Consider the following 22,081-nt stretch of genomic DNA (forward strand, 5'->3'; position numbering starts at 1 on the left):
AAATCCTGCTTTCTAGTTAAAAATAGGGGTTTGGGCAATTAAGTTTAAAATTACAATCCAAATTGGAATTGCAATAACGGCACTAAAAGTTGAAATAAGTGAAGCATTTGATGTTAGCAAAGCATCACGGTCAAAACCAATGGCATAAGCTGCAGCAACTGTAGCAGTTGGTGTTGCCATCATCACAATCACTGTTGCAAGTGCCACGTTATCCACAGGTAAGATGTGGGTAAGTGTTAGCAATGCTAGTAAAGCTAAGTTAAATAGGGGAACTAAAACAACTTTGTTGAATGAGTAGTACCAAGATAACTTATCACTGGCAGCTTTTTTGAATGGAATTGAACCTAAGGTAATCCCAATTGCAAGCCATGCTAGTGGTGAAGCCAAGTTTGCTAAGTAAGTTAGCGGTTTGTAAATCCAAGGAGCAGTTAAATCAATTCGATAAAAAGCAACATCTACAGTTTGCTTAGTTGAACTTTGTAAAACAGAAACGTGAGGGACTAAATCTTGAGCTAGCCATAGAAACAATCCAAGGAATGTCGCAATAACAACTGGATTTAAAAACATTTGTTTAATATTTTTTATTTCTAGTTTTAAGCCTGATAATTTGATGTAGGCATATGAATAAAGGAAAATGCGGTAACCAATATTGAAAATTGAACTATACATGACACCTTTAGCACCCCAAACGGCTCCAACAATTGGAATACCGAAGAAAGTTGTTGAACCAAAAGTGGTCAAAACAGCTAAAACTTCTTCTTTGTCTTTAGGAAGTTTTTTGTAAAGCAATGGGGATGCAAGAATTAATAATATGTAGATTACAATTCCCCAAATTAAGACGTTCATACCTTGGCTAAGTGTTTTGCCATCGATATTTTGCATAAAAGAGTTAAAAGCTAATGCCGGTAAAGCAACAGTCAAAACAACTTTTGATAATGTTTTACCGACTTGATCTGTCAGAATATTCTTTCGGCGCAAGAAAAATCCAAGCATAATAATAAAGATAGTTGATGAAACCGCGCTAATAACATTCATGTTAGTTAACGTTTCAGATAAAGATTTCCACATTGTGAAAATAGCCTCCAATAAATTTTTGTAGTCGTCAATGACAAGCGGTATTATAGCAACCTCAAACTTCAATTGTCGTTAATTATTTGCTAAAACAGTTAAAAAAGTGCGTTTTTGGTCTGTTTTTTAAGTTAAATCACATTTTTGGTCTGCATTTTAGCGGTCCATTTAAAAAAGTGGTTCCTACCACTTTTCAAATTAAACTCTCAAAAATTTTATGTTATAATTATAAAAATGGTTTTTAATGTACGCTTGTTGTCAGTTTGTTGGTAACAAGCGTTTAAAACGAAATTTAATTGAGAAGGTTGTCGAAATGAAGAAAAAACCCATACTTATTGGTGTTACCGGTGGATCAGGTAGCGGTAAAACAAGCGTTAGTCGTGCGATTTATGATAGTTTTTCAGATCATGCGATTACAATGTTAGAACAAGATTCTTATTATAAAGATCAAGGCCACATGCCTTTTGAAGAGCGTATGAATATTAATTATGATCATCCATTAGCTTTTGACACAGACTTATTAATCGATCACTTAAAACGACTAATGAACTATGAGTCAGTCGAAAAGCCTGTTTATGATTACGTTTCTCATACAAGAAGTGATGAAACCATTCTTCAAGAACCAAAAGAAGTTATTATATTGGAAGGTATTTTGATTCTAGATGACCCAAGATTACGTGATTTGATGGATATCAAGATTTATGTTGATACAGATGATGATATCCGTATTATTCGTCGAATCAAACGTGACATGCAAGAACGTGGTCGTACACTTGACTCAGTGATTGATCAGTATCTTTCTGCAGTGAAGCCAATGTACCACCAGTTTATTGAACCTACAAAACGCTATTCAGATTTAATCGTGCCAGAAGGTGGCGAAAACTTTGTAGCGATTGATTTAATCAAAACGAAAGTTCGCAGTATTTTATCTCGCGAAGGAAAGTTATAGGATAAATTATGAAAATTTTGGTGACAGCTTTTGAACCGTTCGGTAAAAATACGATTAATGCATCAGCTGAAGTTTTAAAAAAACTACCTTCTCAAATCGAAAATAGTAAAATCGAAAAGCTATTATTGCCAACAGTATTTAAAAAGGCCACTGATGAGTTAATGACTTTTTTAAATCAATTTCAACCAGATGTTGTCATTTCAATGGGAGAAGCAGGTGGTCGTTCGCAAGTTACGGTCGAACGGGTTGCCATTAATATTGATGATGCACGTCTACCCGATAACGATGATCAAACGCCAAATCAAGAATTGATTCGAGCAGATGGTGATGATGGTTATTTTGCCACACTACCAATTAATGCTATTGTTGATGCTATTCAATCAATTAATATTCCTGCAAGCATTTCGAACACTGCAGGAACATATGTCTGCAATCATGTGATGTATGAGGGTCTTTATTGGGCAAAGAATCAAGAAAAAATCGTTCAGTCTGGCTTTATACATTTGCCTTACTTACCCGAACAAGTTGTTCAAAGCGGCCAAAATCTACCCTCATTATCGCTTGATTTGATGACAAAAGCGATTGAATCAGCTATTAAGACTATAATAAAAAGTTAAAATAAGTCGATATCAGTTTACTTATTTTGTTACTATGTTATATTATTTTCAAAAAGATTTGAGGTTCTTTCCCCTATGAATGACCGTAATAATGAATTTTTAACACGTTCACAAACGAATCATTTACGCAAAATGAATCAAAAAAAGCGCCGAAATAAACGAATTCGTCGCTTTATTTTGGCGCTTTTTGCGTTGGCGATTGTGTCTTCAGGGATGTACGTGTGGTATTTATATGCACAGTCAAAATCAGCGATTAATCAATCTTATCAACCAACTAGTAAAGATATTGAAAATCCCAGAACAACAGATGCGTTTAATGGTGAAAAGTCTTTCTCTATACTATTATTGGGAACGGATACTGGGGCTGAAGGTCGTGAAGAGTTGAACGGGAATAGTGATACAATTATGGTAGCAACTGTTAACCCCAAAACACAAAAAACAACCTTAACCAGCATTCCACGTGATACGATGGCAGAAATGGTTTCAAGTAAGAATTTTAACATTCAAAAAATTAACGCCGCTTATAACATAGGTGGTGCAGATATGGCGCTTTCAAGTGCTTCAGAATTGTTGAATATTCCGCTTAATTATTATATGACTATCAATATGGGTGGACTTGAGCAAGTGATTGATGCCGTCGGCGGTGTTGATGTTGATGTTCCATTTGACTTTAGTTATGGTTGGACGAACTTTAAAAAAGGTAAAATGCATCTAACCGGTCATGGTGCACTTGACTACTCGAGAATGAGGTATGAAGATCCTGAAGGGGATTATGGTAGACAAAAACGCCAAAGACAAGTGATTGAGGCAATTTTGAAGAATGCGATTTCGTTTAATTCACTCCAAAACTTTCAATCAATTTTGAATTCTGTTTCCCAAAATATTCGAACGAATGTTACCTTTGACGATATGGTCTCAATTTTTATGCATTATCGTTCATCGGCTAGCCAAATCGAATCTGATTATTTACACGGTATGAATGCTTACATTGGTGGTGCATCTTATCAAGTAATGGCTACAAGCGAGTTACAACGTGTTTCTGATAAGTTGAGAAAAGAATTGAGTCTACCAACCGAAAAAATCGAAAATAATGAAACACGACAAAATCAGTTAAACACAACTTTCTCATTTGAGGATTATACAACTGATCAAACTTACTACCTCTATTCTAAAAATAACGACAATTTACTTTGGAATGGGTCAAATTAGCAGGTTTTTTCCTGCTTTTTTGTTTTAAGAATGAAAATTATTAAGGGGATTAAAATGTTTAGTCACATGGATTTAAAGTTAACAATTTTATTTATTGGATTTGTATTTGGAAATTTTGTTACAGCATTTTTTGTTTCAAAGCTGTATACTGATAAAAAACCAACTGAATTTGGTTCCAAAAATGCAGGGACTGCTAATGTAGGTGCTGTTCTTGGAAAACAAGCGGGATTTCTAGTTTCACTTGGGGATGTTTTAAAAACAGTGATTGCGATTGTTTTATCATGGTATCTTTTCCCAGAAATCCCGCAACCGTTAACAACTTTATACGCTGGTATTGGATTAGTTGTTGCCCATAACTTCCCATTTTGGCAAAACTTTAAAGGTGGAAAAGGAGTTGCTGTAACGGGAATTGTCGCGATTTTGTATAATTGGCAAGTTGCCATTCCAGTACTGTTAGTGGCTTTGGTTATTATGATTATCACAAAGAATTTGACAATCCCGCCATTGTTTGCGATCACAGGAATTACAATTGTCTCTTTTATTGTGAACCATAACTTCGAAGCTTTTATCTTAATGGCAATTTTATCAGCCTTGATGTACAATCGCTTTTGGTCAGATATTCAAGATATTATTCATGGTCGTGCTAAAGAGGTTGACGTTTTAAAATCAGTTAAACAAAAATATCAAAAAAAATAAGCGTATCCTACGCTTATTTTTTTTCTTTTATGATGTAAATTGGTCGATTCTTAACCTCTAAAAAGATTTTACCGACGTATTTACCAATAATTCCTAACGACAACGTCAAAATACTGCCGATTAATAAAAGCACCACAATCATTGAAGGCCATCCGGGTGTTGGATTGCCAAAGAATACTGCGCGGAAAATAATAACGAGTAGTGCGATACTTGATGCAATAAATGATAAGCCACCAATCCAACTTAATAGTGTCAGTGGAAACTCAGAAAATGAAATAATGCCATCCATTGAGTATTTTAGAAGTTGTCTAAATGACCAACTAGTTGTGCCAGCCATACGATCTCTGTTTTTGTAGGGAAGATACTTTGTTTTGAATCCAACCCAACTAAACATGCCTTTTGAAAAGCGATTATATTCGCTTAATTCAAGCAGTGCATCGACCATTTGCCTTGTCATAATTCTAAAGTCACGTGCGCCATCAACAATTTCAGTTTCAGAAATCTTGTTAATAATTTTGTAGAATAGTCTTGCGAAGAAACTACGAATTTTTGGCTCCCCGTCACGTGATGTTCGACGTGCACCAACCATGTCATAGCCTTCTTCTTTGATAGCCTTCATCATTGTAGGAATCATTTCTGGTGGATCTTGGAAGTCAACATCCATCAATCCAACATAGTCGCCAGTAGCGCTTTGAAGACCAGCATAGATAGCAGCTTCTTTACCAAAGTTACGAGAAAAGTTAACAAAATGAACATGTTCAGGATCTTTTTGATAAACTTTATCTATTTCTTGTTGAGTCTGATCACTTGAACCATCGTTAATGTAAAGTAATTCATAATCATAAGGCAATGTTTCAAGTAACTGACTCAAGGCATCGTAAATCAGAGGGACATTTTCTTGCTCATTATAGCAGGGCAAGATAAGTGATAATTTCTCATTCATTTTAATATCTCCTTTTGCAGTTTTAATAATATCATAAATTAGATTGAATTCTTACCGAAAATTTTTAATGTTGACAAAATTTAAAACCTTGGCTATTCTGTATATAAGTTATTCATGGCAATAAGTAGCAACTTAGCTCAGCGTTACAGAGAACCGGTGGTTGGTGGAAACCGGGCAGGCTAAGGGTTGTCGAAATACCCGCTAATGACTAATAGCTTCGGATGAATTCCGTTATCAATCTTAAGAGGGAGCATTTTGCGTGCTCTGAATTTTGGGTGGTACCACGATTAAACTAACAATTATCGTCCCTAGCTATTTAGCTAGGGGCTTTTTTTATTGAAAAAATTAGGAGGAAGTTCAAATTATGACAGACTTTAATATTATTGAAGATTTAGAATGGCGTGGAGCCGTTAATCAACAAACTGATGAAGAAGGTCTTGCAAAACTAACCGAAGAAAAGAAAATTAAAGTTTACTGTGGGGTTGATCCAACAGGTGATTCACTTCATATCGGACACTTAATTCCATTTATGATTTTAAAACGTTTCCAAGAAGCCGGACACAAACCAGTTATTTTGATTGGTGGAGGAACAGGTTCAATCGGTGATCCATCAGGTCGTAATTCAGAACGTCAATTGCAAACACAAGAACAAGTTAAACACAACGAACAAGCTTTAACTCAACAAATGGTTGATTTATTTGGAACTGAAAACTTCCAAATTGTGAATAACTATGATTGGTTATCAGAAATCTCACTACTAGGATTTTTAAGAGATTACGGTAAGTTATTTAACGTCAAAACGATGTTGAACAAAGAAGTAGTTGCGAGTCGTTTAGAAGTTGGGATTTCATACACAGAATTTACTTACCAAATTCTACAATCAATTGATTTCTTGAAACTTTACCAAAATCACAATGTGCAGTTACAAATTGGTGGTGCTGATCAATGGGGTAACATTACGAGTGGGACTGATTTGATTCGTCGTGTTGAAGGTAGTGAAGCCAAGGCTTATGGTTTAACTATTCCATTGATGTTAAAAGCTGATGGCACTAAGTTTGGTAAAACAGCAGGTGGTGCAGTTTGGTTAGATCCTGAAAAGACAACACCTTATGAATTCTACCAATTCTGGTTAAACCAAGATGACCGTGATGTTGTGAAATACTTGAAATACTTTACTTTCCTAAGCCATGAAGAAATTGATGAATTAGCAGAAAAAATCAAAACAGCTCCTGAAAAACGTGAAGCACAACGTCGTTTGGCTCAAGAAGTAACTGCTTTCGTTCACAGTGAAGAAGCTGTTAAAGAAGCTGAAAATATTTCTCAAGCGCTATTTTCTGGTAACATTCAAGACTTAACTGTTTCAGAAATTGAACAAGGATTCAAAAATATGCCTGAAGCAACTATTTCAAAAGAAAAACGTAATATCTTGGACTTCCTAGTAGATGATACAAAAATCGAGCCTTCTCGTCGTCAAGCACGTGAAGATGTCAAAAATGGTGCTATTTACATCAATGGTGAACGTCAACAAGAATTAGACTTCGAAGTTGACCCAACATCGCATTTTGATGGAAAATTTGTTATTGTACGTAAAGGTAAGAAAAAATACACATTAGTTCACGTTCAATAAGGAAGAATAGTTCATGGATAATCACTATTATATGATTAAAGCAAAGGCAAAGCAGCTTTTGTCTAGACACCAACCTTACTACATTAGCCTGACAGCTTTAGGTAATATTGGATTTATTATTACTCGCTTTGTTGCGACAATATTTTTAATAATGATGCTTTCTCAAGTTATGCAGGCTAGCATGTATTATTATTACGTGAGTGATAGTATAAATTCATTTAATATTGTGGCGTACTTCTTTGGCATTGCTTTTTTAGCTTCACCTGGGCTCTTATTAGTTAATTGGCTTAATCGGGGAATGGATATCAAGTTTTTAGAGTGGTATCGAAAAGAAGAAGTGAGTGACGATGCTTCAGGAATAAAAGATAGTTTTGCGTTGTTTAGTCATAATCGTTTTTTCCCATACACAATCTTAAGTGTTCTGGTTTTGATAACAAAAATGATTACAGCCGGTATTGCCGGATTAATCGCAGTGTGGTCAACACTATTCATTGCGTTATTTAATAGTCTAGATTCAACCACTAACTTTTTGGCAACAATCGTAGGTGCGCTTGTTTTTTGGGTAATCAAAAATATACTTGATTTGTTTATTAGTCAGGTTTATCTGGTCTATTATGATTTAATGAATCAAAATAAAGCAAGTTTTGCATTAGCATTAGCGCAAAGTTTGAAAATGATTTCCAGGAATTTAACGCCTTATATTTGGCTTAATTTATCATTTGTTGGGTGGAATATTTTAGATTTTTGTTGCTTTGGTATTTTAAGGCTAGCTTGGTTAGATGCCTATATCAGAATGACTTATGTTGGGTTTTATGATTACATGAAAGAAAAAGAAAGTGTCGGGTAATCCCGATGCTTTTTTATTTGAATCAAGATGATGATTATGACATAATCAAATTTATTAAACGGAGGAATTAACACTTATGAATCGTATTGAAATCAAGCAAAAAGCACGAGATATAATCACAGAAAATAGAGGTTATTATTTTGCTTTGACATTAGTTTCATCATTACTTATTGTATTTCAATCAATTGGAACCGTTAGTCAAATTGCACAATTAATCCAAAGAATCATTAACGAAATTGCGAGTAATACACTAACAACTGAATCTGTTATACGCGCGACTGAATCAGGTGATGGCGATATGATGAGTAACTTATTATTTACAACTATTTTCACCTTGCTAATTATGAGCGTTAGGATGGTCCTTTTAATTGATTATCGAAAAACGACTCGCGACAAACAGTCAGGAATTAAAGATACTTTTTATATTTTTGGCAAAAATAGATGGGTACCGGCAATCTTCGTGTTGATATTAAATGCGTTGTATCTGACGGTGCTAGGAACAGTATTAACGCTAGGATTTATTTTAATAGCAGGATTTATTTTTGTCCCTATTCTCTTAGCAGCTAATCATAATACGATTGTTGTTATTATAGTTAGCATCTTGTTACTTGTTTTTTCGTTGTTTGTCTTAATGGTGGCTATTATCTGTCAAAACTTTACTAGTCAAATCACTTATCTTTTACTAGATAGTTATGGTAAGGGTGAAAGTTTTTCTTCTGCTTTTACACAAAGCTTTGCTTTAATGACTAAAAAAGAAAATATCAAAGAGTATTTAATGTTACAAGCATCATTTATTTTCTGGAGTTTACTTAATAGATTAACATTGGGGATTTCTGGATTGATTTTCTCAAATGTTTACATCGAAATGAGTTATGCTGGGTTTTATGAACAAATTAAATCAAAATAAAAAAACTTACTGCTTGGCAGTAAGTTTTTTTATTTTCTAAGTTGCGCAAGTAAAGCTACTTTTTTAGCATCTGAAACATAAGTTCTAGATTTGAGTACTTGATAATCTTTTTTGATGATTTCAAGTAAAATACCTTTGTAGAATTCAACTGCTAACTTCAATCCTAAACGGCTTTTTGAATCAGAAATATCAGCAAGCAATAAATCGACTTTTTGATAGTAGTTTAAAGCCTCAGTTGTTTTTTCCTTAATGAGTTGTACAAGATCATCTGATGCAGTGGTTGCTTTGAGATCGGCTAAGTCAACTTGATAGTAATCAAGTAGTGATTTTGGTAAGTAGACTTTGTCAGCTAAAGCATCTTCTTTAATGTCACGCAAGATATTGGTTAGTTGCATCGCTTTACCCACGTCAATAGCAGCTTGATGGTTGAAAGGTTGATTATCAGTTAAAATTGGCATCAGCATTAAACCCACAGTACCTGCTACGTTATAGCAATAATCATCTAAATCTTTAGATGTTGTGATGGGAGTTTTATTGAAGTCTTTATTTTGTCCTACAATCATGTCGTCAATCCAGCGGTAATCAATGTTAAAGTTGTGGAAAACTAATTTCAAAGCTGGCCAGGGTGCTTGAGTTGTGGATAATTGACCTTCTTTGAATTGTTGCCATTGCAATTTTAATTGGTGAAAGTTGTCAGATTCTTGATAATCAACACTGTCATCTAGCAGACGTAAAAAATGGTAGAGAGCATAAATACTATTACGTTTTGCAATAGCTAGTGGCTTGAATGCAAAATAAAATGAAGATGAGTGCTTTTTAGTCACTTTAATAGAATCTTCAAATAGATTTTGATGTTGTTTGAAATGCGCATTTAAATCTTTAGTCATTAGGTTCAATATCTTTCTTAAGTTCATTTGCAGCTAACTGACCACTCGTAATAACAATCGGAACACCAGCCCCTGGATGAACACTAGAACCAGCAAAATAGAGATGTTCAGCGTAAGGGTATTTATTGTGAGGTCTGAAATAATTACTTTGTAGTAATGTTGGTTTCAAACCAAAAGTGGCGCCATTAGCAGCATTAAATTTGTTTTTGAAATCATCAGGTGTATAAATTGTTTCACTGACAATGTGGGATTGTAAATCTGCCATACCAGGTAATTCAGAAACTTTATTTAAAATTTGTTCTCTAAATGTGGCAATAGTTTCATCATTCCAATTATCGTAAAGTTTCAAGTTAGGAACTGGAACCAAAATATAAATTGATTCGCCTTTATCATCAGGTGTGAAACTACGATCTAACTTAGAAGGCATGTATAAGTAATAAGAAGGATCAGTAGGCAAACCAGACTGCTCTAATTCTTTGATGTTTTTTGTGAAGTCATTAGCCATCTTTAAATTATGTAAGTTAAGGTTTTGATATCTTTTATCTGTTCCTAAATATAATAACAAACATGAAGTCCCATATTCTAACTTATCAATTTTATCTTGTTGATATTTGCGTTTTTTTAGTGTTGAATCTTGAATCAAATGATTCATGGCATAGGGGAAATCAGCGTTAACGATAACACCATCAGCAGGTATTTGTTTGCCCGCAATCTTGATACCAGAAGCGGTTTTGCCATTAAAAGTAACTTGATCTACTTGAGTGTTAAGGTGAATTTTTCCGCCTAACTCTGTAAATCGTTTTTCAAGGGCTCTTGCATATTGATACATGCCACCATCAATGAACCAAACACCATAAATTAGTTCAATCATTGGGATGATGTTATAAATAGAAGGCCCATTGTAGGGAGAAACACCAATATACAGTGTTTGAAAAGCCATTAATTTGACTAAATCTTCATCTTTAAGATATTTTTTTAACGAACCATATGATGAACCAAAAGTCTTAAGTTTTAATGCATTATACAGTGTTTTGGGATTCCAAAAATCAATTGGTTTACGAAATGATCGTTGAATGAACTGATCTTTAGCAACTAGATAACGTTTATAAATATCATTGAGATAACTTAAAAAACCAGAGAACTCACTTGGTGATACAGACTCATATTGGGATGCAAGTTTAGTTAAGTCAGACGTTAGGTAGGTTTTGTCATGGTCATTTACGAAGACATCCATAAAAGGCTCAAGACGTGACATTGTAAAGTAGTCGTCAGGGTTAACACCTGTATCATGAAAAACTTGTTGATAAATGTGTGGCATCATCACAATGGTTGGACCAACATCAAATTTGAAGCCATCTTTTTCAAATCGAGCCATTTTACCGCCAACTTGACTGTTTTTTTCGTAGATTTCTACTTGATAACCCGCGTTTTGTAAATAAATAGCAGCAGATAGTCCACCAATACCGCTACCTACAATAATAACTTTTTTCATAAAAGTCCTCCTAAAATTTAAGCAGAATACGTTGTATTTATTATAGATAATTTTTCACAAAATACCAAAAAAAAGCTATTAAAAAACATAATCTCATATTTCGAGATTATGTTTTTTATTTTAGTCGTTAATTTTTACAAAGATGTAGTCAGCGGATTTAGGGCTGATGTTTAAAAAGCGACCGTGAGTATCACTGACATTAATGGTGCCGTCAAATGGCTGATGGCCTAAAATTGTTAGTTTGTCGCCAATCTTAAGATTGAGACTATCAAAATACATCAAAAAGTCGTGATTATCAATAACTCTTGTAATTGTAACTGTGGTGTTTTCTTCGACTTCACGCAAAATCTTTTCATCTTCATCAAATGCTAGTGGTGAATTATCAGGAATGATGCCTCCATGCGGGCAGCGTTCAGGTTCACCTAAAAACTGATTAAGGCGAGAAATTAACAAGTCATCTGTCGCATGTTCAAGCGTATCAGCAGCATCGTGTAATTCCTCGATACCATATCCTAGTTTTTGACTCAAAAACGATTCCCAAATACGGTGTCTTCTAACCATTTTTGTTGCTAGTTTTTGACCACTTTCAGTCAAAGCAATTTGGTTGTAGGGTGTGTGTGTCACTAACCCATCATTTTGAAGTGAGCGCATCATTTCTGTTACAGAAGGCGCGCTAACTTGTAAGACATCTGCAATATTTTTGTTTGTTATTTTTTTTCTATCGTAGCTTAAATCAAAAATTGTTTTTAAATAATTTTCTTTGTTGGCTGATAAGTTCATGTTTTTCACCAATCCTTTGACCCTAGTATAACAGAAATTAAACGAATTCATTAACCCTAAATATAAGGGTGTTACAAGTTGAAATTGTACCAAAAAAGGCGTATAAAGAGAATAGAAATATTTATGCGGCCATAGCTCAATGGTAGAGCATCTGCTTCCCAAGCAGAAGGTTGCGGATTCGAGCTCCGTTGACCGCTTTACAAAATCTATTGACAATCATCGGTATGATTGTGTATATTATTTGTTGTAGTTATTTGCCACTTTAGCTCAGCAGGTAGAGCATCACCATGGTAAGGTGGGGGTCGCCGGTTCAAATCCGGCAAGTGGCTTCATTAAAGGTCGTCTTCATTATTGAAGGCGGCTTTTTTTATTTTGCATATCTAAAGGATTCAGGTAAAATAATAACTGATTACGACTAAACGATCGGAGGCAGTCATTTTGAATTTATTTGAGAATGAAACGCATCAAAATTATCTAAGATACCATATTTATCCAAAGCAAGGATTATTAAACGATCCTAACGGACTTTGCTATTTTAATGGGGAATACCATGTTTTTTATCAACTAAACGAAGAAAAAACAGACCATTCAGTTAAAGCTTGGGGACATGTGACTTCTAAAGATTTAGTTCATTTTGAAAGACAAGATGTTGCATTACGTCCTGGTGAAAATAATTACGATAGTGGTGGTATTTTTTCAGGTTCAGCTGTTGTACACGATAACCAGCTTTATCTATTTTATACAGGGGTTATCATTGAAAACGGTGAAGAACTTGAAGCTTACCAATGTCTAGCAACATCAAAAGATGGTCGCAATTTTGAAAAACAAGGACCTCTATTTGAAAATCCTAAAGGGTATCATATCTTTCATGTGAGAGACCCTAAAGTTTGGTTAGGAAAAGACCAAAAATGGCATATGGTGATTGGGGCTCAACTTGAAGAAACTGCTCAAGGTGATATCATTCATTACCAATCAGATGATTTATTGAATTGGGAGTTCACAGGTTCTATTTTTGAAGATAATCATGAAAATTTAGGCTTTATGTATGAATGTCCAGATTTGATTTCATTTGATGAGCAAGATGTTTTAGTCTTTTCACCGCAAGGAATTGCAAATGAACGTTATCGTTTCCAAAATAATTATCATAGTGGTTATTTTGTTGGTCAGTTTAACTACGATTCTTCAAAGTTTGAAGTTCAATCTGATTTTGAAGAATTAGATTATGGATTCGAATATTATGCACCGCAAAGTTTTAGTCATGATGGGTCAATCATTCAATATGGTTGGATGGGTATGATGCCAACTGAAAAAGAACAACAAATTCCGTCAATTCAAGACAATTGGGTTCATAATTTAACCTTACCAAGAGAGTTGACACTCAAAGGTCAACATCTCTATCAAGCACCGATAAAAGCGCTTGATAATCAGTTTGAAAAGCAAGCCACTTTCTCAAAAACACAAACAGTCAATTCAAAAGCGATGAAATTATCTTTTAACCCTGACTCTGAATTTGAATTAGATTTGTTTAATCATTTGAACTTATCTTATGAGTCAGGTGTCTTAACTTTAAGAAGATCCGGCTGGACAAAAGCGACAAAAGATGAAGTGAGAAGATTGAAGGTTAAAAGTATTAATCAAGTGGCTATCTACTTAGATTATTCAACCATTGAAGTCTTTATTAATAATGGTGAATATGTGATGTCAGGGCACTACTTTGGCCAACAAAGTGATATAATAACATTAACCAAGGGAGAGTTTGAGGTAGCTTACGGCTACTATGCAAATTCTTAGGATTTTCTAAATACAGTTGCATTTTAAAGGCTATTAACTCACAATTTACCTTATAGGAGGCTATTTTATGCTAAAAAGAAATATTAAAGTTGCAGGATTCCTAGCTTTAGTAGCATTGTTGCTAACAGGTTGTTCAGGTAACAACTCAAGCTCTGATTCTGTATCAACATCATCACAACAAACATCAAGCTCACAAAGTAGTGAACAAAGTTCACAATCTTCAACTTCTTCAAGTTCAAGTAGTGAAAGCCAATCAAGTCAATCAGAAAAACAAACACAGGCATCAAGCTCAAGTTTAAAAGAAATTGACAAACAAATTTATAACTTAATTTTACAAGATATGAAGAACCGTCATATTGCACAATCAAACTATACAATTGACGATTACATTTACCAACCTTCTGCTGGAGCTAACGAAATTACAACTTATCAAGTACTTGAAAATCACCAATCTGCAAATATGAAAAACAATGGTGCTGATCCAAATACTGCTCCTGTTGTTGGAAAATACCAAATGCGTGCTAATGGACATCTTTACTATTATGATCCAATCGAAAACCAAAATATCGATACTGGCTACGCAGCTGGATAAAAGCTAGACTTTTCTAGCTTTTTTTTATAGGGTAAAGGATGAAACTTTGATATAATAGCGGTAGTTTTTTTCGAAAGGTTGCTAAAAATGAACACCCCAAATTCAAAAATCGGAAACTTAACTCGTTATTTTATTTATTTAATCATTTATTTCATTTATTTATTCTTTCAATCTCAAGCAATAGAACATGGTACGAATCATTTGTTTTGGACCATTGGTCTAATTGTTATATTCGGTTTGTCTTGCTACTTCTATTTAAGACAGTTTGTTTTAGAAGAGCGTCGTTTTTTCAAGCGAGAGTATGATTCTTGGTCTGTTCATATTAAGTTAATTGTGATTGTAACGGCGATTATTGCTTTGATTAGATTATATGTATCATTTCAACAATATGGTGGGCATCTAGCCTTAACTTCTCCTCAAAGTTTTTACTTAGCTAATGCTACGACAACTTTATTTTGGTCAAGTATCGTTTTTAAGGGAATATTGATGTCAATTTTACAAGGATTTATCGTAAATGGCTTTTTCTTTAATTACTTTTTTAAGCGTAATACGTTAATTGATACACTATTAGGTTTAGTAATGTCAGGCTTAATCTTTTCTATCTTAAACTTTTCACAGTCATTTGTTTTGTTTACATTACATTGGTTGATAGGAATCGTTATCTCATTTGTTTATTTAAGGACATATCGCGTGAGTATCTCTGTTTATTTACTCGCAGTTAATGCCATTATGACAATTATTTTATTTTAAAAAAAGCTTAGCAAATTTTTGCTAAGCTTTTTGTTTATCTAAAAATGTGGGTAGTTGTGTCGGAACAACTAAGTTCAATTCATGCATTGCACGACTGGCGATAGTGTATAAAATCTCGCGATCACCTTGTTGTGGATAATTTTCTTTTGAAACGTTATCCACAATGACACTGTCAAACTCAAGTCCTTTAGCTAAATAAATAGGTAAGATACAGAGCCCTTTTTTAAGGCTACGGCTTTCTTGAGTCAGTAGATTGACATCAATTCGAGCTTTAAGTTTTTGATAAAGTGCTTCGGCTTGATTTTGAGTTTTGGTAATAATCGCAACCATCGGATACTTTTCAAGTTGGCGATTAATTAGCGAGACGTATTGCGTCATGTCATGTGCGTTTTGAGTTAAGAAGTGAGTTTTTGGAGCGGGACCTTGCCGACTAAATGACTCAATATGATCATTTTTATCGAGAAGTTCCTTAGCAAAATCAGTAATTTGCTTAGAACAACGATAGCTGGTGTTAAGTTCAATGTACGTTTTGGATTCGTTTTTAAAGATTTCAGGTATTTGATCATAGGTATTTGTATCTTGATCGTACGAAGTAAAGATATTTTGTTTATAATCGCCTAAAAGTGTTAGTTTTGCTTTTGGGAAGCAGTGACGAATATAAGCCATGAATAGTGGTGAATAATCTTGCATTTCATCAATGAATAAATGCTTAATAGCAAAGTTTTGACCAGATCCTGTTAATAAATCACGCAAATACAAAATAGCAATGGCATCATCTACTCTTAAAAAGTGGTTTTCAATATCTTGGTCAACTGAAATAATCATTTCAGTAAATGCTTCTTTTGATACTGAAGATAGGTTAACTTGCTTTAAGAATTGCAAGTAGGTCTGATAATTATCGATGAATAGGTCATTGTAAATTGCATCATATAATGGCTGATAATCTTCTTTGGCAAGTTGATAATTCAAAATATCTCGTTCTTCATCAATTGTTTCATCATCGCTGACGAACTGTTCATGATAGTAGTGAAAATCAGAATCAGATAAGTTTTCAACTTGTTCTTCAACGGTATCACTTTTTGCATGATCAGCTACGCGTTTTTTAAGAAGTTCAATTAAGTTGTTTTTAGTTTGTCTAAAACGTTCACTCAAAACAAGTTTTTGAGGTGTTTGTTGATAAATTTTTAGAATTTCTTGTTGGCTAATGACAACTTCACCATTTAAAGTTAAATCATTGAAAGCCAAAGTATCACTAGGTGTGCGTTTGAGATAATCTTGAAGTGCTTGATAGAGGTTAAGACTTTCTTTGAATTGTCTGATTTCTTTAGCAGCTTGTGGGAAATTATGTTGATCACGTTCAAAACGATCAAATAACGATTCAATGCGAAATCCTTCATGACGTTTCATTAAGAAGTCAGATAAGGTGACTTGTCGCATATTTTTTTCACCTAAGCTTGGTAAAACTTCAGAAATATAATGGCTGAAAAGATGATTAGGTGAGAATAAAATGATTTGGTCGGCATTAATTTCGCTTCGTGAATGATAAAGTAAATAAGCAATCCGTTGTAAGATAGCAGACGTCTTTCCGCTTCCGGCAACCCCTTGCACGACTAAAACGTCAGAAGAGGTATCTCTAATAATCTTGTTTTGTTGATGCTGAACAGAGGCAACAATATTTTTAAGATGTGTGTCACTGTTTTCATTTAAAACATCCTGTAACATTTCGTCACCGACTGTTTCATTAGTATCAAACATTTTAGTGATTTGGCCGTTTTCAATTTTAAATTGGCGTTTTTTCAATAATTCAACATCAGCTAGATGTCCTGTTGGTGTACGGTAACTGGCATTTCCTAAAGTCCCGTTGTAATAAAGTGATGAGATTGGTGCTCGCCAATCATAAACGAGAAACTCACCATCATCGTCAATTAAAGAAGAAGTCCCAATGTAAAGTGACTCTTTTTCACCATCTTCATCAATATCAATTCGACCAAAGTAAGGTGTGTTTTTAAGTAGATTTAAACTTTTTTCTTTATTTTCAAGAATTGTTTCACTTTCAACGGTTAAAGCAACAAGTTGTTTTTGTTGTTGAATCGCAGCGTTCGTTTCCATTTGGTCATCGACTTCGATTGTATTAACTTTAGCTGTATCACCGTAAGAAGATTCGACTTTTCGACGTTCTTTAAAAGCAATTTCTAATTGTTCTTGAGTATCTTTTAATTGTGTATCAACTTCGTTAACGACAAAGTCAACACGTTGTTGTTCTTGTTGTTTTTCATTATTTTGTGTCAAAAAATCACCCATTTCTTAAAAACTTGTACAAATAAAATGACTATAACATTGTAGACCCATTTAACAATTAAATAAATAGTAAGTTAGGGAATCTTTAAATAGATTTTGACAAATTAAAAAGATGTGGCTACAATATTAACAACTTAATAAATAATTATCTAATGTTTAGAGTAGTATGATAATTGACTTTTTTCAAAGCGAGCAGTGAAGGTGAGAGACTGCAAAATAGATTATCTGAATGGACTAAAGTTGTTCATTAGAGAAGTGTCGTTAACTTTACTAACGAGAGTGAAAGTTACATAGTAACTTTAAAACTGGTGGCACCGCGTATAAATTCGTCCCGTTATATATTAATTTTTAATATATAGCGGTTTTTTATTATCAGGAGGAAATTTTATGACTAAAAAAGAAGTTTTATTAACAGGAGATCGTCCTACAGGCAAAATGCACTTAGGACATTATATCGGTTCATTTAAAAACCGTGTCAGAATGCAAAATAGTGGTAATTATGATCCCTACATTATGATTGCTGATACACAGGCGTTAACAGACAATGCCCGTAACCCTCAAAAAATCAAAGATAGCTTGATTGAGGTTGCATTAGATTACTTAGCTGTTGGTTTAGACCCAGAAAAATCAACAATCTTTGTACAATCACAAATTCCAGCATTACATGAATTAACAGCTTATTACTTAGACTTAGTTTCAGTAGCTCGTCTTGAACGTAACCCAACAGTTAAAGCTGAAATCAAACAAAAAGGATTTGGTGATAGTCTACCTGCTGGATTTTTAATCTACCCTGTTTCACAAGCAGCAGATATTACAGCTTTTAAAGCTACAACTGTTCCAGTTGGGGATGATCAAGCGCCAATGCTTGAACAAACACGTGAAATTGTGCGTACATTCAATCACACTTATGGCGTTGATACTTTGGTTGAACCTGAAGCAGTTCTACCACCAAAAGGACAAGGTCGCTTGCCAGGTCTTGATGGTAATGCCAAAATGAGTAAATCATTGGGTAATGCGATTTACTTATCAGATTCAAAAGAAGAATTAACTAAAAAAGTAATGTCAATGTATACTGACCCAACTCACGTTCGAGTAGAAGATCCTGGACATGTTGAAGGTAACATGGTCTTTACTTACTTAGATATTTTTGATTCAGATAAAGAAAAGGTCGCACAACTAAAAGCTGACTACCAAAAAGGTGGCTTGGGTGATGTCAAAATCAAACGTTACCTAAACGAAGTTTTAGAAAAAGAATTAGCGCCAATTCGTGAACGTCGTGCAGAGTTTGCAAAAAATAAACAAGCAGTTTATGACATGCTTGAAGCAGGTTCTAAAAAAGCGAATGCGATTGCTGAACAAACCGCTAAAGAAGTTAGAGAAGCTATCGGGTTCAACTATTTTTCAAAATAAGATAGACTATTTCATAAATTAATGATAAAAAAGGTGTCATAATCTTTGTTATACTGAAGATGTTGATGCCTTTTTTAGGTATTGCCGTTTATAATTCGTTTTGAAAGGATAAAGTTCAATGAATTTAGAACAAAATATGAATAGTCGATTAGACAGGGTAAAACCTTCGGTTATGATGAACTATAACGCTGAAGTGGCTCAAATTGAAGATGTTATTCGATTAACAGTCGGAGAGCCGGACTTTAATACTCCCGAGCACATTAAAGAAGTAGCGATTCAAGCGATTCGTGATAATGAATCACACTATACGACTCCTCAAGGTAATCCAAAATTAAGACAAGCTATTGCCAAATTTTTAGCTAAACACTACAACGCACACTATGATGCAAATGAGGAAGTTTTGGTAACGGTTGGTGCTAGTGAAGCCATTTATGATAGCTTGACAGCTATCTTAAATGAAGGCGATGAAGTTATCGTTCCAACGCCAATTTTTCCACAATACGCACCAATTGTTGAATCAAATGGTGGTGTTGTGAGATTTTTAGATACAACAGCAGACAATTTTGTTTTAAAACCTGACAGGGTTGAAGAAGCGATAAAAAACGCAAAAGGCAAAGTAAAGGCGATTATTTTAAACTACCCGAATAACCCAACAGGTGTCACTTATTCTCGAAAAGAGTTAGATGAACTAGTTAAAGTCTTTAAAAGACATGAAATTTTTGTGATTAGTGATGAAATTTATAGTGAATTAACCTATGGTAGCAATCATGTTTCAATGGGTGAATTACTAAAAGAACAGACGATTTTAATCAATGGATTGTCTAAATCACATGCGATGACTGGTTGGCGAATTGGGATGATTGCTGCACCAAGTGAAATTATGAAGAAAATCAGTTTGGTGCATAAATTATCGGTTGTTACAGCACCAACCTTCATTCAGATTGCAGCGATTGAAGCATTAGAAGCTGGTGAATTTGATGCAGAAGATATGAAGGCTGATTATTTGAAACGTCGTGATTATTTAATTCATGCGTTATCTGAACTAGGATTTGAAATCAAATTACCAACAGGTGCGTTTTACTTTTTTGCTAAATTACCTCAGCAAGTTAACCAAAATGGCTATGAATTTGCTTTAGATTTGGCTTATCAAGCAAAAGTTGCATTTTCACCAGGTGAAGCATTCTTCGGGCATGACAATTACGTTAGAATTAGTTATGCTGCAAGCATGGCACAACTAGAAGAGGCTGTTGCTCGTATTTCTAAATATTTATCAAAATTAAGTTAAAATAATTGCATGCTTGAGTGACTAAAGTATAATTAAGTACCATAGTTTATTGAATTATTTTTGAAAGAATGGAGTATATTCTATTATGAATCAAAACAAACGTCGTGTTAGTCCATGGGTATGGGGTATTTTAGCAGTAGTTGTTGTGATTGCAATTTTCTTTATTTCAACTTACAACAGTCTTGCTAAAAGCAGTCAAGATGTGGACTCTCAATGGGCACAAGTTGAAAACCAAATGCAACGCCGTTACGATTTAATCCCTAACTTAGTAAACTCTGTAAAGGGAAGTATGGGACAAGAACAAAAAGTTTTTGGTGATATTGCTAAGGCACGTACAAGTTATGGAAATGCCAAATCAACACAAGAAAAAATGGATGCTAATGGTCAACTTGATCAATCTGTTGGCACACTGATTAATGTGATTGGTGAAAATTATCCAACATTGGGATCAAACGCTAATGTTCAAACTTTAATGACACAGCTTGAAGGAACAGAAAACCGCATTGCAACTGAACGTAAACGTTATAATGATGCTGTTTCAACTTACAACAAAACAGTTGTTGGTTTCCCTAAAAATATCGTGGCTAATATGATGGGATTAGGCTCAAAAACATACTTTAAAGCAGTTGATGAAGCCAAAACTGCGCCAACCGTTGACTTTGGTAATACAACAGGATCATCATCCTCATCAGCAGCTTTGATTCTTCCACAGTCAATGAGAGTAATTTAAGGCAGTGAAACGCCTTAATTTTAGTCTTTTAAGTGGATTATTGGTGGCGTTAATCGCGATTATTTTGAGTAGTAATCAGCAAACAACGACTGTGGATGCGATGATTAACATCCCTAATACACCCTATTATGATGAATTAAATATTTTATCAGATAAGACTAAAGAAAATATCGAAGATCAAAATCAACTTTATTCAACAAGTAAAGAAAAACCACAAATTGCAGTAGCTGTTGTTGACTCAACAGAAGGTGATTTAAACACTTATGCTACTGATTTATTTCAAAAGTGGCGCTTAGGTAATAAAAGCGATAACAATGGTGTTTTGATTCTTTTTGGTTATAACGAAGGTAGCCAAAATGTTCGAATCGAAGTCGGCTATGGTCTTGAAGGTGCTTTACCCGATTCATTAAGTAAACAAATTTTACTCAATGAAAAAGATAAGCTTAAATCAAAAGACAAAGCGACAATTGACCAAGGATTGAACAACGTCTTTAGTGCAGTAAGTGTGGTTGTTGATCAAGAATATCAGCTCACGTCACTACAGGACAGTGGTGTTCAAAACAAAGTCAAGAAATACCGAGAAAACGCTAAAAAAGATAGTTCAGACAATTCTGGACCGGGTATCTTTTCGATTATTGTGATGATTATCATTTTCATTATTTTTATTTCGCGAGGTGGCGGCTCTGGTCGAGGTGGTTCCGGTGGAACTGGCTTCTTACTAGGGATGCTACTTGGTGGCTCTTCAGGAAATTCATCTGGCGGTGGATTTTCTGGAGGTGGCGGCGGTTTTTCTGGTGGCGGTGGTTCATCAGGAGGCGGCGGTGCCAGTATTTAAACACTCATCTAAGATGGGTGTTTTTTATTTTGTGAAATAAACCGATAATAGTTGACTTCATCTTGCCAGCGCTATATATTGAACGTAAGTTACACAAGCGTAACTAATCTGATAACTGAACAGTTAGGTGAGGCTCCTATATGGATATACGCTATTGCCCAGAACATCGACAGATGCCAATGGGTCAAACAGAAATAGTCGGAGTAAGGCTTTTTCCAGATAGCTATACAATTTTTGTAAACGCCATATAGTGTTAAAACTGAGCGAGTGTTCAATGTACAATGTGTCACATTTTACCCCCTTATTTAATTTTGTATCATGGCAAAATATAAGGGTTTTCTAGAAATAGCTGAGTACTTGCCTTTTGT

Annotated in this window: 20 protein-coding genes, 2 tRNA genes and 1 riboswitch; of the genes, 16 read left to right on the forward strand and 6 right to left on the reverse strand. The window is 34.5% G+C overall.

Annotated features, from left to right (window positions below):
- Positions 1-12: 12 nt before the first annotated feature.
- Positions 13-1,068 (reverse strand): AEC family transporter, encoded by a 1,056-nt coding sequence (locus tag JNUCC80_RS00895; RefSeq protein ID WP_454153034.1) that lies wholly within the window; start codon positions 1,066-1,068, stop codon positions 13-15.
- A gap of 313 nt (positions 1,069-1,381) precedes the next feature.
- Here JNUCC80_RS00895 and udk point away from each other — a divergent pair, with 313 nt between their 5' ends.
- From udk to JNUCC80_RS00915, 4 genes are all read left to right on the forward strand, one after another.
- On the forward strand, positions 1,382-2,017 hold the full coding sequence (gene udk / locus JNUCC80_RS00900) for a uridine kinase (RefSeq protein ID WP_454143438.1): 636 nt from the start codon (positions 1,382-1,384) through the stop codon (positions 2,015-2,017).
- Positions 2,018-2,025: 8 nt separating this feature from the next.
- Positions 2,026-2,634: a pyroglutamyl-peptidase I gene (pcp, locus tag JNUCC80_RS00905; RefSeq protein WP_454153035.1), complete on the forward strand. Its 609-nt coding sequence runs from the start codon at positions 2,026-2,028 to the stop codon at positions 2,632-2,634.
- Positions 2,635-2,709: 75 nt separating this feature from the next.
- Complete coding sequence (locus JNUCC80_RS00910) at positions 2,710-3,843, forward strand: LCP family glycopolymer transferase (RefSeq protein WP_454153036.1); 1,134 nt, start codon at positions 2,710-2,712, stop codon at positions 3,841-3,843.
- 54 nt (positions 3,844-3,897) lie between these two features.
- Positions 3,898-4,539, forward strand: coding sequence for a glycerol-3-phosphate acyltransferase (locus tag JNUCC80_RS00915; protein WP_454143432.1), 642 nt, complete (start codon positions 3,898-3,900; stop codon positions 4,537-4,539).
- 13 nt (positions 4,540-4,552) lie between these two features.
- Here the strand turns inward: JNUCC80_RS00915 and JNUCC80_RS00920 are convergent, their stop codons facing one another.
- Positions 4,553-5,482, reverse strand: coding sequence for a glycosyltransferase family 2 protein (locus tag JNUCC80_RS00920; protein ID WP_454143430.1), 930 nt, complete (start codon positions 5,480-5,482; stop codon positions 4,553-4,555).
- 364 nt (positions 5,483-5,846) lie between these two features.
- Here JNUCC80_RS00920 and tyrS point away from each other — a divergent pair, with 364 nt between their 5' ends.
- The 3 genes from tyrS (at position 5,847) to JNUCC80_RS00935 (ending at position 8,863) form a co-directional block, all read left to right on the forward strand.
- Positions 5,847-7,109: a tyrosine--tRNA ligase gene (gene tyrS / locus JNUCC80_RS00925; protein WP_454153037.1), complete on the forward strand. Its 1,263-nt coding sequence runs from the start codon at positions 5,847-5,849 to the stop codon at positions 7,107-7,109.
- 13 nt (positions 7,110-7,122) lie between these two features.
- Positions 7,123-7,956: a DUF975 family protein gene (locus JNUCC80_RS00930; RefSeq protein WP_454153038.1), complete on the forward strand. Its 834-nt coding sequence runs from the start codon at positions 7,123-7,125 to the stop codon at positions 7,954-7,956.
- A gap of 76 nt (positions 7,957-8,032) precedes the next feature.
- A complete protein-coding gene (locus JNUCC80_RS00935; protein WP_454153039.1) occupies positions 8,033-8,863 on the forward strand; it encodes a DUF975 family protein in 831 nt (276 codons plus the stop codon).
- A 29-nt stretch (positions 8,864-8,892) separates the two neighbouring features.
- Here JNUCC80_RS00935 and JNUCC80_RS00940 read toward each other — a convergent pair whose 3' ends face one another.
- The 3 genes from JNUCC80_RS00940 to JNUCC80_RS00950 all read right to left on the reverse strand — a co-directional run bounded on the left by JNUCC80_RS00940 (position 8,893) and on the right by JNUCC80_RS00950 (position 12,022).
- Complete coding sequence (locus JNUCC80_RS00940; protein ID WP_454153040.1) at positions 8,893-9,750, reverse strand: phytoene/squalene synthase family protein; 858 nt, start codon at positions 9,748-9,750, stop codon at positions 8,893-8,895.
- Entirely contained in the window at positions 9,743-11,242 is a 1,500-nt protein-coding gene (locus JNUCC80_RS00945; protein ID WP_454153041.1) for a phytoene desaturase family protein, read from the reverse strand. The genes JNUCC80_RS00940 and JNUCC80_RS00945 overlap by 8 nt, the downstream gene beginning before the upstream one ends.
- Before the next feature lie 120 nt (positions 11,243-11,362).
- Complete coding sequence (locus JNUCC80_RS00950; protein ID WP_454153042.1) at positions 11,363-12,022, reverse strand: metal-dependent transcriptional regulator; 660 nt, start codon at positions 12,020-12,022, stop codon at positions 11,363-11,365.
- A 125-nt stretch (positions 12,023-12,147) separates the two neighbouring features.
- Here JNUCC80_RS00950 and JNUCC80_RS00955 point away from each other — a divergent pair.
- From JNUCC80_RS00955 to JNUCC80_RS00975, 5 genes are all read left to right on the forward strand, one after another.
- A tRNA-Gly gene (locus JNUCC80_RS00955) sits at positions 12,148-12,219 on the forward strand.
- Between the two features lie 59 nt (positions 12,220-12,278).
- Positions 12,279-12,351: transfer RNA gene (locus JNUCC80_RS00960), tRNA-Thr, on the forward strand.
- A 109-nt stretch (positions 12,352-12,460) separates the two neighbouring features.
- Positions 12,461-13,813: a glycoside hydrolase family 32 protein gene (locus JNUCC80_RS00965; RefSeq protein ID WP_454153043.1), complete on the forward strand. Its 1,353-nt coding sequence runs from the start codon at positions 12,461-12,463 to the stop codon at positions 13,811-13,813.
- Positions 13,814-13,880: 67 nt separating this feature from the next.
- The gene (locus JNUCC80_RS00970; protein ID WP_454153044.1) at positions 13,881-14,405 is read left to right on the forward strand and encodes a hypothetical protein; all 525 of its coding nucleotides are present in this window, start codon (positions 13,881-13,883) and stop codon (positions 14,403-14,405) included.
- Between the two features lie 87 nt (positions 14,406-14,492).
- On the forward strand, positions 14,493-15,155 hold the full coding sequence (locus JNUCC80_RS00975; protein ID WP_454153045.1) for a hypothetical protein: 663 nt from the start codon (positions 14,493-14,495) through the stop codon (positions 15,153-15,155).
- Positions 15,156-15,176: 21 nt separating this feature from the next.
- On the opposite strand, the gene helD is transcribed toward JNUCC80_RS00975, so the two are convergent.
- Complete coding sequence (gene helD, locus JNUCC80_RS00980) at positions 15,177-17,444, reverse strand: RNA polymerase recycling motor HelD (RefSeq protein WP_454153046.1); 2,268 nt, start codon at positions 17,442-17,444, stop codon at positions 15,177-15,179.
- A gap of 396 nt (positions 17,445-17,840) precedes the next feature.
- On the opposite strand from helD, the gene trpS reads away from it, so the two are divergent.
- The 4 genes from trpS (at position 17,841) to JNUCC80_RS01000 (ending at position 21,713) form a co-directional block, all read left to right on the forward strand.
- Positions 17,841-18,863, forward strand: a complete 1,023-nt coding sequence (gene trpS, locus JNUCC80_RS00985) for a tryptophan--tRNA ligase (RefSeq protein WP_454153047.1) — start codon at positions 17,841-17,843, stop codon at positions 18,861-18,863.
- A 118-nt stretch (positions 18,864-18,981) separates the two neighbouring features.
- Entirely contained in the window at positions 18,982-20,148 is a 1,167-nt protein-coding gene (locus JNUCC80_RS00990) for an aminotransferase class I/II-fold pyridoxal phosphate-dependent enzyme (RefSeq protein ID WP_454153048.1), read from the forward strand.
- Between the two features lie 85 nt (positions 20,149-20,233).
- Positions 20,234-20,878: a LemA family protein gene (locus JNUCC80_RS00995; RefSeq protein WP_454143404.1), complete on the forward strand. Its 645-nt coding sequence runs from the start codon at positions 20,234-20,236 to the stop codon at positions 20,876-20,878.
- Between the two features lie 43 nt (positions 20,879-20,921).
- Positions 20,922-21,713 (forward strand): TPM domain-containing protein, encoded by a 792-nt coding sequence (locus tag JNUCC80_RS01000; RefSeq protein ID WP_454143402.1) that lies wholly within the window; start codon positions 20,922-20,924, stop codon positions 21,711-21,713.
- A 112-nt stretch (positions 21,714-21,825) separates the two neighbouring features.
- Positions 21,826-21,991, forward strand: a riboswitch (M-box (ykoK) riboswitch).
- Positions 21,992-22,081: the final 90 nt, after the last annotated feature.

This window comes from Holzapfeliella sp. JNUCC 80 (assembly GCF_053667655.1).